General features: G+C 66.8%; 16 protein-coding genes. 9 read left to right on the top strand and 7 right to left on the bottom strand.

Annotated elements, in window-relative coordinates; genetic code table 11:
• Positions 1-739: glycoside hydrolase family 38 C-terminal domain-containing protein (locus KBZ15_RS11135; protein ID WP_315859877.1), on the top strand; the 739-nt coding region annotated here is incomplete at its 5' end.
• 7 nt (positions 740-746) lie between these two features.
• On the opposite strand, the gene psbN is transcribed toward KBZ15_RS11135, so the two are convergent.
• Positions 747-896: a photosystem II reaction center protein PsbN gene (gene psbN / locus KBZ15_RS11130; RefSeq protein ID WP_197147890.1), complete on the bottom strand. Its 150-nt coding sequence runs from the start codon at positions 894-896 to the stop codon at positions 747-749.
• 119 nt (positions 897-1,015) lie between these two features.
• Here psbN and psbH point away from each other — a divergent pair, with 119 nt between their 5' ends.
• From psbH to KBZ15_RS11110, 4 genes are read left to right on the top strand one after another with little or no spacing between them, the layout of a single operon-like run.
• Positions 1,016-1,216, top strand: a complete 201-nt coding sequence (gene psbH, locus KBZ15_RS11125; RefSeq protein WP_190388692.1) for a photosystem II reaction center phosphoprotein PsbH — start codon at positions 1,016-1,018, stop codon at positions 1,214-1,216.
• A 36-nt stretch (positions 1,217-1,252) separates the two neighbouring features.
• Entirely contained in the window at positions 1,253-1,591 is a 339-nt protein-coding gene (locus KBZ15_RS11120; protein WP_255015298.1) for a TatA/E family twin arginine-targeting protein translocase, read from the top strand.
• Between the two features lie 6 nt (positions 1,592-1,597).
• Positions 1,598-2,221 carry an aminoacyl-tRNA hydrolase gene (gene pth / locus KBZ15_RS11115; protein WP_396123448.1) on the top strand — a complete coding sequence of 208 codons (624 nt, stop codon included), beginning with the start codon at positions 1,598-1,600 and terminating at the stop codon, positions 2,219-2,221.
• A gap of 4 nt (positions 2,222-2,225) precedes the next feature.
• Positions 2,226-2,483, top strand: a complete 258-nt coding sequence (locus KBZ15_RS11110) for a DUF3146 family protein (protein ID WP_254931782.1) — start codon at positions 2,226-2,228, stop codon at positions 2,481-2,483.
• Here the strand turns inward: KBZ15_RS11110 and KBZ15_RS11105 are convergent.
• From KBZ15_RS11105 to ntcA, 3 genes are read right to left on the bottom strand one after another with little or no spacing between them, the layout of a single operon-like run.
• Positions 2,461-2,940, bottom strand: coding sequence for a resolvase (locus KBZ15_RS11105; protein ID WP_255015297.1), 480 nt, complete (start codon positions 2,938-2,940; stop codon positions 2,461-2,463). The genes KBZ15_RS11110 and KBZ15_RS11105 overlap by 23 nt on opposite strands.
• The gene (locus KBZ15_RS11100; RefSeq protein ID WP_255015296.1) at positions 2,937-4,130 is read right to left on the bottom strand and encodes a DUF3084 domain-containing protein; all 1,194 of its coding nucleotides are present in this window, start codon (positions 4,128-4,130) and stop codon (positions 2,937-2,939) included. Before KBZ15_RS11100 ends, KBZ15_RS11105 begins: the two co-directional genes overlap by 4 nt.
• A gap of 34 nt (positions 4,131-4,164) precedes the next feature.
• Positions 4,165-4,905 carry a global nitrogen regulator NtcA gene (gene ntcA / locus KBZ15_RS11095; RefSeq protein ID WP_255015295.1) on the bottom strand — a complete coding sequence of 247 codons (741 nt, stop codon included), beginning with the start codon at positions 4,903-4,905 and terminating at the stop codon, positions 4,165-4,167.
• A 209-nt stretch (positions 4,906-5,114) separates the two neighbouring features.
• Between ntcA and KBZ15_RS11090 the strand changes: the two genes are divergently transcribed.
• Complete coding sequence (locus tag KBZ15_RS11090; RefSeq protein WP_255015294.1) at positions 5,115-5,693, top strand: cob(I)yrinic acid a,c-diamide adenosyltransferase; 579 nt, start codon at positions 5,115-5,117, stop codon at positions 5,691-5,693.
• 43 nt (positions 5,694-5,736) lie between these two features.
• Positions 5,737-6,330, top strand: a complete 594-nt coding sequence (dcd, locus tag KBZ15_RS11085) for a dCTP deaminase (protein ID WP_255015293.1) — start codon at positions 5,737-5,739, stop codon at positions 6,328-6,330.
• A 23-nt stretch (positions 6,331-6,353) separates the two neighbouring features.
• Here dcd and thyX read toward each other — a convergent pair whose 3' ends face one another.
• Together thyX and KBZ15_RS11075 are read right to left on the bottom strand one after the other, a co-directional pair.
• Complete coding sequence (gene thyX / locus KBZ15_RS11080) at positions 6,354-7,100, bottom strand: FAD-dependent thymidylate synthase (protein ID WP_255015292.1); 747 nt, start codon at positions 7,098-7,100, stop codon at positions 6,354-6,356.
• Positions 7,093-7,656, bottom strand: a complete 564-nt coding sequence (locus KBZ15_RS11075; RefSeq protein WP_255015291.1) for a thioredoxin domain-containing protein — start codon at positions 7,654-7,656, stop codon at positions 7,093-7,095. The genes thyX and KBZ15_RS11075 overlap by 8 nt, the downstream gene beginning before the upstream one ends.
• A 55-nt stretch (positions 7,657-7,711) precedes the next feature.
• Between KBZ15_RS11075 and KBZ15_RS11070 the strand changes: the two genes are divergently transcribed.
• A complete protein-coding gene (locus KBZ15_RS11070; RefSeq protein WP_254930471.1) occupies positions 7,712-8,140 on the top strand; it encodes an NIL domain-containing protein in 429 nt (142 codons plus the stop codon).
• Entirely contained in the window at positions 8,137-8,613 is a 477-nt protein-coding gene (locus KBZ15_RS11065; protein WP_254930472.1) for a hypothetical protein, read from the top strand. The genes KBZ15_RS11070 and KBZ15_RS11065 overlap by 4 nt, the downstream gene beginning before the upstream one ends.
• A gap of 11 nt (positions 8,614-8,624) precedes the next feature.
• Here KBZ15_RS11065 and KBZ15_RS11060 read toward each other — a convergent pair.
• Positions 8,625-10,256 (bottom strand): lytic transglycosylase domain-containing protein (locus KBZ15_RS11060; protein WP_255015290.1); only part of this gene is annotated, 1,632 nt, incomplete at its 5' end.

The raw sequence follows: 10,256 nt of genomic DNA, 5'->3' as shown, positions 1-10,256 counted from the left end.
GCTGGAGGGGCGCTGGCTGGCCAACACCCCCTGGTTGGAGTTGGTGCTGAGCGTTGATTGGCGCCAGCGCCACGAGTTGCTGCGCCTGGAGGTCCCCCTGGCCCAGCCGGCGGACCGCTGGGCTGCCGATACCTCCGGGGGGGTGCTCGAGCGACCGGCCCAGCCGGTCACGGCCAGGGAGCGGGCCCGCTGGGAGGTGGCGGCGATCAGCTGGATCGCGTCGGTGGCTGCCGATGGGGGGGTGGCGGTGTTACTCGATGGCCCCCAGGGGGTTTCGGCGAGCCCGAGCCAGCTGGGCGTGTCCCTGCTGCGGGCCCCCACCTGGCCTGACCCCGGCGCCGACAACGGCCGCCAACGGCTGCGGCTGGCCCTGATGCCCTGTCGCCTGGGCTGGGGCTGCGCCGGGGTGCCCCAGCAGGCCGTGGCCTTTCGCGAGCCCCTCTGGTTGCGGCCGGCGGCGGTCCCGGCCCGGCCCGCCCCGCGCCCGGCCTTGCCTTGCCTGGGGGAGGGTTTGCTGCTGCTGGGCTGCCGGCCCTCGGGGGCGACAGCAACCGTGGTGCTGACCGTGCAGAACTGCTCCCCGTGTCGCCGCCGCCTGGAATTGGGCCCCAACTGGCAATTGCTGCAGCGTCTCGATGGGCTGGAGAGGCCCCTGTCCCTCGATCAGCTGCCAGGCGGGGATCCCTGCTTGCTGCTGCCCTGGAGCATCGGTTTTTGGCGCTTCTCAGTCTTCTCTTAGTCGTCTCTCAGTCGTCGTGGTCGTCGAAGGGGTCGGTGAGACCCTTTGACGGGGGGCCGAAGGCCTGATACACCCCAAAACCGGTGAGGGCCAGGAGCACCGCCAGCACGGCAAGGGCCACGGAGAGGGCCGGTGAGCTGGTGGTGGTTGGATCCATGGCTAGGGAAAGGTGCAGATGTCGGGTTGCGTCACAACTCTCGACGCCCCAGCGCGGCAAGGCGCCCAGGGCCCTTACAGTAACGGCAGCGATTCAATGCCCGAGGGGCTTCAGCAGTCATGGCCCAACGCACCCGCCTCGGCGACATCCTGCGGCCACTCAATTCCGAGTACGGCAAGGTTGTTCCCGGTTGGGGCACCACGCCCGTGATGGGCATCTTCATGGTGCTGTTCCTGGTGTTCCTGCTGGTGATTCTCCAGCTGTACAACAAGTCCCTGCTGCTCGAGGGCATCACGGTCAACTGGAATGGACTTGGCTGAGGCCTCGGCCATCCCTCCCCTGCCAAAACCGGCTCCATGAACATCTTCGGCATTGGACTCCCCGAAATGGCGGTGATCGCCGCCATCGGGCTTCTGGTGTTCGGGCCGAAGCGTCTGCCGGAGCTAGGAAAAACCCTGGGCCGCACCCTCAAGGGGTTCCAGTCGGCCTCCTCCGAATTCGAGAAGGAATTCAAATCAGCTATCACCACTGCTGACATCACCACCGCTGACATCACTACTGCCGACATCACTACTTCTGAAATCACCACTGCCAACCTCCCCGAGGCACGGCCTGGGGAGATTCAGGCGGTTGGGCAGGTGGTTGAGTCTGGAGCTTTGGGGCTGCCCCAAGTCGTTGACGGCCCGCCCGCCTGAGCTCGGGTGATTGCGACCAGTTCGGCCCTACAGCTGGTGGCAGGTCTGGGGAACCCCGGGGCCAACTACGCCGCCACCCGCCACAACGTTGGCTTCATGGCCCTTGAGCGGCTGGCTGCCGCCGCAGGCTCCTCCTTTCGCCAGCAGACCAAGCTGCGCGGCCTGCTCGCCGAGGTGGGTCAGGGTGCGGCCCGGCTGCGCCTGTTGATGCCCCAGACCTACATGAACGAAAGCGGTCGCTCGATTCGTGCCGCGCTCGACTGGTTTGGCCTGGATCCAGCCCAGCTGCTCGTTGTGGTCGACGATATGGACCTGCCCCTGGGCAAGCTGCGGCTCCGGGCCAGGGGTAGTTCGGGAGGCCACAACGGCCTGCGCAGCACTATCAATCACCTCGGCACCCAGGATTTCCCCCGGCTGCGCATCGGCATCGGGGCCCCCGCCCAGGATCCGGCCGAACGCCGCGCCCAAACCATCGGCCACGTGCTGGGGCGCTTCAGTGCCGCCGAGCAGCCCCTGCTGGAGGCGGTGCTCAGTGAGGTGGAAACGGGTATTGGTCTGATTCAGCGCCTGGGCCTGGAGCGGGCGGGGAATCGGCTCAACGGTTTTCAGCCCCACGGCACGCCAGCATGAGTCGATGGCCCCGCTACCCGCCACCACTGCCCAGCTCCGCGTCCTGCATCAGAGCTTCAGCCAGCGGGTGCTGGAGGGAGAAGTCAGTGCCGGTGGGTATCGCTGGAGTTTCCGCTGGGCGTTTGACCGCGGCGAGCTGAGTGTGGAGCCCTCCCTGGGGCGGGCCCTGATCCAGGACGCCTTGCTGCGCTACCTGCTCAAGGTGGATTACCAGCTCGAACCCGGCGGTGACTATGTGTTCACGGTGCGGGCCCGTTTTTAAACCCATTGGGTGGCCACTGGCGCAGCACCTCGCCGTTGCGGCGCTGCAGCGGTTCCCCCAGCCAGCGTTCCAGCAGCAGCTGGGCTACGACGTCGTCAATATCCCTTGGGGGCAGCCGCAGGCCGGTGGGCAGTAGGCGCATCCAGGGGTTTGGCGGATCCAGCTCCCAGTAGCGCTGGCGGGCGGCCAGGCTGCTGCCGCGCTCATCAACCAGGGTCAGCTCCAGGTTGAGTTGGCGCAGTAGGGGTCGCCAGGTGTGACTGCCGGTGCCGTTGCCCAGAATCACCCTGGCCAGGCCGCGTTGCTGCCAGGCCTGCAGCAGGGCCTGGCTGGCTGGAGGAGGCAGGATTGCCGCCTCCAGCACCTGCCCCTGGGATGAATCGGCCAGCACCAGGCCACATTTGCTGCTGCCTGGGTCGAGACCGGCGATCAACGCGGATGCCTGCATGCCGGTCATGGGCGCCGGGGCCCCCTCGGGATGTCGTCCGCCGGCGGTCGCAACCAGCGCAACTCGACTGCAATCGGATCGGGGGTGTCGGCATCGCGCAGCACCACGGCTTCCAGCTGCACCACCTGGCCAGCGGGTCTTTCGCCCAGGGCCCGACCCAGTTGGTTCAGGCTGGCTGCGTCGAACTGCAACCCCTCCACCAGCGTGCCCTGGCGCTGGGCGCGGGCATAGGCCGCCGCCAGCAGCAGGTTCAAGCGGCGGTTGATGCCATCTGGGCCGGTGAGGTCTCCCTCCACCGTGGTGCTGGCGAGCACCTCGCCGGCCTTGACCACGGGTCGATTTGGCCGCAAGTCGGGGAAGGCCAGCACCTGGCGCTCCCCCCGCAGCACGTTGGCGGCCGAGAGGATGCTCACCACCCAGCGGCCGGGCTTGGCGAGCAGATCCTCCAGTTTGGCGATGTCGTTTCTGGGCACCAGCAGGATCTGGCGATCCGGTGGTTGGCCGGGTAACACCCGGCGGAAGGCGTTGATGTTTGCCTGCTGCAAAAGGGCCGTGATCACCTGCTGGGCTTGCTCGGGGCGCTCCAGGGCCACCTTGGCGCTGGAGAGGATTTGCCCGCTGGTGATCACCACATCGCCGCGGCGCAGGGCGATCAGGTTGCTTTCCAGATCCTTGAGCTCTTGGGCTCCCGCCGCAATTCGCTTGCGCACCTGGCTCAATTCGGCCTCGGTGCGGCCAATCTCCGCGTCCCGGTCCCGCACTTCGAGGTTGAGCCGGGAGCGCTCCTGCTCCAGGCGATTGCGCTGGGCGATCAGGGGGGCCAGTTCCTGCCGCAGCTTGCTGGCACGGGCCTGGGCCTGCTCAAAGCGCTGCTGGGCATCTCGCTTGCCCTGTTCGGCTCGGTTGAGCTCCAGCTGGCTGCTGGCCAGCAGGCGACGACTGTTGGCCAGGCGCTCCTCCAGTTGGTCGAGTTCAAACAGGCCCGTGCGCAGGCGCTCGCTCACCAGCAGCATCAGGCCGAGGGAGATGGCACTGATCAGGCTGCCGGTGAGCACCGTGATCAGAACAGCGGTGCTGCGGGGCCGCAGCCTGAACAGGCTCAGCCGCGCCTTGCCCACCCGGCTGCCCAGACGGTCGCCCAGGTTGGAGAGCACTCCGCCCAGCACCAGCAGCGTCAGGATCAGCAGCCAACCCGTCACGTGCGTCTGCGACCGGCCCCAGTATCTCCGGAGTTCAGCTGAAGCGCTTGGCCAGGGCGATGGGATCAAACACCGTGATCTTCTTACGGTCGATCTGCACTAAGCCATCGTTGCGCAGATCCCCGAGCAATCGGGTGATGGTCACCCGGGTTGAGCCGATCGCTTCGGCGATGGCCTGGTGGGAAAGACGCAGATCAATGGTGATTCCTTGGCTGCTGGGAACCCCAAAGTCGCGGCAGAGCACCAGCAGGAAACTGACCAGCCGCGAACTCATGTCCCGGTGGGTGAGGGTTTCGATCATCGTTTCGGTCTGCAGAATCCGCGAGGAGAGACCTTGAAGCAGCAGTAGCCCCACGCTGGCATCCTGTTCGATCGCCTTGCGCACGGAGGTCGCCGGCGCGGTGACAATCTCCACCCGGGTGAAGGCGATGGCGTGATAGAAGCGATCTGAGCGCTGGCCCGTGAGCAGGGAGAGGACGCCGAACAGGCTGTTCTCGCGCAGCAGGGCAACGGTGATCTCCTCACCGGATTCGTAGACCCGCGACAGGCGCACGGCACCGCGGCGCAAAAGATAGACCCGTTCGGCCGGATCACCGGGGAAAAAGATAGTTTTTCCCCGCTCTATTGTTTCGGCAGTGCTGCCGGCCAGCCCGCGGATCACTTCCTGCAGGGTGGGACCCGCCTGGCCGGCACTGCCCATACCCGCCACCGAACCAGGGGCCCCCGTGGTTGGAGCGTTGGCGGTACGGCTGAATCCGTGGGTGGCGCCAACCATTATGGCTCTGGCATATCTCGGGACCTTAAGGATCGCCTGTGGGGATCCCTGTAGCAATACACACGGTTTCCTGGCTCTCCCCCTGGGGCGACGGGCATTGGTACAGGTGTTTCCGCTAGGGATGGGGTCGGATGCTTGTGAAGCGACCCGATGCCGCTACATTCAGCTTCGCGCAGTCGCCCATCAGCGGCTGTCGTTTCAGGGAGTTCATGACCGCCAGCTTGCCCCTTGCCGCCCTTGCCCCAGTCCCCCCGGCCCCTGTGCTGCGTCTGGTAGCCCAACAGGAGGGGCTGCTGCAGATTCATACTGCCCCGTTTCGGGGCAGTTTTGGGGCCGTGTTGAGCCAGGCCCTGCGGACCGCCGGCTTGGGCAGCAGGGTGCTGGTGAGCCAGCTGCTCAAGGGAGGGGTGGATCAGGGGCTCGAAAGCAGCCTTTGGCTGTGTGGGCGCCTGCAGTGGCTGCGCCCCGGGGTGCCCTATTGCATCTCGGAGCCGGCGGCCAGCCAGTCTGAGGAGTTGGCTGCCCAGTCGCTGGCGGCCCAGTCTCTGGCGGCGGTGCAGCAGGTGTGGGCCTACAGCCGAGAGCAGCTGCTCAGTGGGGCCGTGGACCTGCTGGTGCTCGATGAACTGGGGCTGGCAGTGGAGCTGGGCTATCTCGATAAAGCTGAGGTGCTTGCCACCCTGGAGCGCCGTCCGGTCCATCTGGATGTCATTGTGACCGGCCCGGCCATGGCTCCTGAATTGATGGCCATGGCCGACCAGGTCACCAAGCTGCGGCGTGGCCTCTAGGGGTTTTTGATGGCCCCGTCGTTCCTGTTTCCCCTTCCCGTCAATGCTCAAGAACGACCGCTGGATCAATGAGCAGGCCGCCTCCGGGATGCTCCAGCCCTTCCAGTCGAGTCTGGTGCGCCACCTGGATCCGGACACGGCGAGCTCACCGGTGCTCAGCTACGGCTGCTCCTCCTATGGCTACGACCTGAGGCTCTCGGCTAAGGAGTTTTTAATTTTCCGGCACGTGCCGGGCACGGTGGTGAACCCGAAGCGGTTCAATCCCGCCAACCTTGAGCCTGCACCCCTAAATCAGGATGAAGACGGGGTCTATTTCATTCTGCCGGCCCACTCCTACGGCCTCGGTGTGGCGCTGGAGAAGATGAAAGTGCCCGCCAATATCACCGTGATTTGCCTGGGTAAGAGCACCTATGCCCGTCTAGGCATCATTGTCAACACCACGCCGGCTGAGGCGAGCTGGGAGGGCCATCTCACCCTCGAGTTCAGTAATTCCTCAGGAGCTGATTGCCGCATCTATGCCAACGAGGGTATCTGCCAGCTGCTGTTCTTTGAGGGGGATCCCTGCGCAACCACCTATCAGGATCGCGCTGGCAAGTATCAGCACCAACCAGAGCGGGTCACCCTGGCCCGTATTTAGAGCTGCCAGGGGAATAGGAGTCGCTAGGGTGCCAGCCGAGCCTTGTGCAGCCGGCTCTTCTCGTACCAGTCGGCAAACTGGGGGGCCCAGGCCTGCAGGTGGGGCCAGATCAGGTCGCAGAGTTCGCGTATTTCCTGCTGGGCATCGAGTTTGGCCCGCAGGTCGAGGAAGTGCAGCAGGGCCCGCAGGGTAAAACTCACCACGAAGTGCTGGCGGTAATCAAAGGGCAGGATGCCGCGGGCATGTTCTTCGGCGAAGCCAGCTGCCAGCAGGTCGCGGTAGCGCTCGGCGGCGGCGCGGCAGAGCTCCAGATCGATCGCGCGCTGCTCGATCGAATAGTGATACTTCTTGCCCTTGCGGTCGCTGTAATAGCAAACGGGCCTGAGATAGAACACCTCTTCGAGCTCCAGCTCGCCTCGGGCGGCCCGGCAGATGCGCTCGCCGGTGTAGCGCATCGACTGCACATCAAAGCTAACCCCCACCCGGTGGGTGCGGGCCTGTTGCATCACCGAGTGGGGAAACCAGCCCACATTGAGCACGATCTGGGCGTGCTCGAGGGGGCCGTAGTGGCCCCGCTCTCCGGCCAGTAGCCGTTTGACGCAGATCTCGCCAGCTTGGGTCTCATCGGGCCAGTTGGCCCGATCGGCGGCCACGAACCCCTCGCAGTAGTCCTGGTGCATGCCCGCATAGACGCACTGCTGCGGGTTGGGGGTGGCGGCGATCAGCTCAACGCGGAAGCGGGGATCAAGGGACACGGCGGCTTCAGCCATGGCTGCGGGGTGAGGCCATGGTGCCAGCTTCTGCGGCCCTGGGCGTGGGATCGCCGCCAAGGGCACTGACCTGGCCTACCCCCGCCAGCTGGGGTAGGGGCTGGCCGCTGAGCAGGGCGTCGCTGAGGGCCTGCAGTTCGCCGGCGCTGCGGGCGCCGATGGCCCGGCCCACGGCCACCCCGGTGGCATCAAACAGCTCAAGCTGGGGAATGCCGTTGACCGCATATCGCTCCAGCTCCGCTTGCCAGCGGGGGTTGTCCACATTGAGCAGCACGACATCGAGCTGGCCGCGGTGCTGGACTTCCACTCTCTCCATGGCTGGAGCCATGCTGCGACAGGCTTCGCACCAGTCGGCATAGAACTCCACCAGGGTTGGCCGCCCGTTGTGGAGAGCCACCTGCAGGTCGAGGGACTGGCGAGCCAGGCGCTCCAGCGGGGCTTCAGGGTGGAGGCCACCGCGGAACCACAGCAGGCCGCCGGCAAGTAGGGCCGCCAGCAGAAGTAGCAGCAGCCTTTCGCCCTGGCCCAGAGCTGGGGTGGGGGGGGAATTCACCATGACCTCACTTTGGCAGTGCTTGCTAGCGTTAAGGCCAAGGCAAAGGGGCCTCCCTGTGAAACGGCGCCTCATCCTCCATTTCCCCCGCGAGGCGGTTCACCAGCCGATCACCTATCGGCTGGCGGTGGACTTTGACATTGCCGCCAAGATTCTCAAGGCCCAGATCGCGCCCAACCAGAGCGGCACCATGGTGGTGGAGCTGTCGGGTGACATCGATGAGCTGGCCGCGGCGGAGACCTGGCTGGAAAGCCAGGGGCTTTCGCTCAATCGGGCCCCGGCCCAGATCAGCATCGATGCCCAGCTTTGCGTCGATTGCGGCCTCTGCTCGAGTGTGTGCCCCAGCGGGGCCCTGGCTCTGCATCAGCCCGCCTGGCAGCTGCAGTTCGATGCGCAACGCTGTCTGGTCTGTGAGCAGTGCATTCCGAGTTGCCCCCTAGATGCGATTGCCCTGGTGCTGGCCCTACCTGTGAAGGCGACACCATGAAAGCGATCTGGAGGCTGCTGCTGTTGCCCGTGCGGGCCCCGATGCTGCTGGTTCTGGCGGTGGTTTCGGTGTACGAAGGGCTGCATTGGAGCCAGCCGCTCGAGGGCGCGGCGTCTTCGGGGATGGGCCAGTTATCCAGCCTGTTCTGGTCGATCGATTGCCTCCATGCCCTGCTGGTGGTGCTGGTCTGCACCATGCCCGATCTGCTGCTGCAGCGGATCTCCAATTTGATGGCGGCCAGCCGGGTGATGAGCCTGGTGATCAGCCTGCTGATCGTCACGGTGGGGGGCCTCTACCTGCTCCACCTTGCGGTGCTGGCCAATGTGCTGATCCTGGGTTCGACGGTGCTGCTGGCTCGCCTGGATCTGGCCAGGGTGCGTGTGGCGCCGCCGCCCCTGCTCCTGGCGGGGGGCCTGGGTGTGCTGGTGTTGGCCGGGGCGGCCCTGGGTCGCGGGCTTGCTAGCGGCTTCTAACAGCGCGATGACTAACAACGGGGTGTGGGCCGCTGCTGGAAGCTCCAGAGATTCCCCAGCACTTTTTTGACGTAAAGCCGGGTTTCCGGATAGGGAATTGCCTCGATCCACAGTTCAGGTTGCAGCTGCAGCTGGGGATTCACCCAGCCGGCCACGGCGCCTGGTCCGGCGTTGTAGCTGGCGACCATCAGCACCGGATTGCCCTGCCACTGGCGCCGCAGGTTGCTGAGATAGAGGGCTCCGAGCTGGGCATTGCGCCCGGGATCGCTGAGGGCCCCTGGCGGCAAGGGGCCTCCAGCAAGCTCGGCCGCCGTTTCCGGCATCAGTTGCAGGAGCCCCACGGCGCCGGCACTGGAGCGCACCCCTGGGCTGAAGCGCGATTCCTGTTTGGCCACGGCCGCCAGCAGGGTCGCCGGTAGGCCGGCCTCGGCCGCCGCCTGCTCCAGTTCCGCAACGAAGCTGGCGGTCTGCAGGCTGCTGGCGAGCACCCTGCCCAGGCCGCAGGCCTGGTTGGTGGGGAGCCGCAGGCTGGCCTGCTCCAGTTGGCCCAGGCCGATCCAGTGGTCGCCCACGGCCCTGCGCAGCCGGCCTTCCAGCACCAGCTCCTCAGGGCCCCTGGGAGGCGCTGGGCGTTGGCTGCGCCAGTGCTCCCAGGCCTCCAGGGATTGGTCCAGTCGCCAGAGCCGCTCGAGCTGGCGATCGCCGCTGCCGAGCGGCTGCCAGACGGCAGGCGACAGGGCTGGGCTGGCGGCCGGATCGAGGCTGAGATCGCCCCGCCCCAGCCGCAGCGCGGCCCGCCAGCCGTAGTAGCCTTGGGGATGGTGCTCGAGCAGGTTGCTCCAGGTGGCCCGGGCCTGGTTGCGTTGACCCTGCTGCCACTGGCTGAAGCCCAGCCAGAAACGCTGGCGGCCCACCAGCCCCACTGGCAGATGGCGCTCGATCGGGGCGCTCAGGAAAACCTGGGCCCCGCTCCACTGACCTGCCAGCAGGGCCTGGCGGGCCCGTTGCCATTGCAGCTCCCAGCTGGCCGGATGGTTGGGCCAGCGTTGCAGCACCGCCAGCACGGCGCTGCTGCCAGGGCTGTCGAGGGCGCGGCGGGCCTGAACCGGGGCCGTGTTTTGCTGGGCTGCCGGCAGCTTGGTCAGGGCCTGCAGGCTGGAGGCCCCTGGCTGGTCGCTGAGCAGGCTGACGGCCTCCACGGCCAAGGGGGAGTGGGGCCTGGAGCGGGCCAACTTGAGTAGCAGGTTTTGGCCAAGGGCCTGCTGGGAGGCGTTGCCGCCGAGCAGGCCCTTGGCCAGGGCCAGTTTGGTTTCCGGGCCGGGTGGCTGACTGTTGAGGCAGGCCTGGCCTGCCTCAACGTCGCCGAGCTGGGCCAGGGCCAGGGCCAGCTGGTCCCGCTGGAGGGGGCTGGGTGGGGCCGTCTTGCTTTGGCAAGCCTGGCGGAACTTCGCGCCGGCTCCGGGCCAGCGCAAGCCATGGCGGGCCAGGTGCAGGGCCCCATCGCGCCTGGATGGGGCCGAGGGGCCTGCTTCCAGGGCCGCCGCCAGGGCGGCCGGGTGGGCGGGGAAGCGCTGGAGCAGCAGCTTGCGCAGCCCGGGCTGGTCGCGCCCCAGGGCGTAGAGCCCATCGGCGGCGGCAGGTGT

The organism is Cyanobium sp. BA20m-p-22, from assembly GCF_024346275.1.
Lineage (GTDB): Bacteria > Cyanobacteriota > Cyanobacteriia > PCC-6307 > Cyanobiaceae > Cyanobium_A.
Note: the sequence above shows the minus strand (reverse complement) of the source record. Positions and strands in the feature narration are given on the sequence as shown.

What these genes read in the sequence shown, in the direction of transcription:
- dcd (WP_255015293.1), top strand. Translation starts at nt 5,737, where the DNA reads ATGCTCAAGAACGACCGCTGGATCAATGAGCAGGCCGCCTCCGGGATG.
- KBZ15_RS11105 (WP_255015297.1), bottom strand. Translation starts at nt 2,940, where the DNA reads ATGACCGGCATGCAGGCATCCGCGTTGATCGCCGGTCTCGACCCAGGC.
- psbN (WP_197147890.1), bottom strand. Translation starts at nt 896, where the DNA reads ATGGATCCAACCACCACCAGCTCACCGGCCCTCTCCGTGGCCCTTGCC.
- psbH (WP_190388692.1), top strand. Translation starts at nt 1,016, where the DNA reads ATGGCCCAACGCACCCGCCTCGGCGACATCCTGCGGCCACTCAATTCC.
- KBZ15_RS11120 (WP_255015298.1), top strand. Translation starts at nt 1,253, where the DNA reads ATGAACATCTTCGGCATTGGACTCCCCGAAATGGCGGTGATCGCCGCC.
- KBZ15_RS11110 (WP_254931782.1), top strand. Translation starts at nt 2,226, where the DNA reads ATGGCCCCGCTACCCGCCACCACTGCCCAGCTCCGCGTCCTGCATCAG.
- KBZ15_RS11065 (WP_254930472.1), top strand. Translation starts at nt 8,137, where the DNA reads ATGAAAGCGATCTGGAGGCTGCTGCTGTTGCCCGTGCGGGCCCCGATG.
- KBZ15_RS11090 (WP_255015294.1), top strand. Translation starts at nt 5,115, where the DNA reads ATGACCGCCAGCTTGCCCCTTGCCGCCCTTGCCCCAGTCCCCCCGGCC.
- ntcA (WP_255015295.1), bottom strand. Translation starts at nt 4,905, where the DNA reads ATGGTTGGCGCCACCCACGGATTCAGCCGTACCGCCAACGCTCCAACC.
- thyX (WP_255015292.1), bottom strand. Translation starts at nt 7,100, where the DNA reads ATGGCTGAAGCCGCCGTGTCCCTTGATCCCCGCTTCCGCGTTGAGCTG.
- KBZ15_RS11075 (WP_255015291.1), bottom strand. Translation starts at nt 7,656, where the DNA reads ATGGTGAATTCCCCCCCCACCCCAGCTCTGGGCCAGGGCGAAAGGCTG.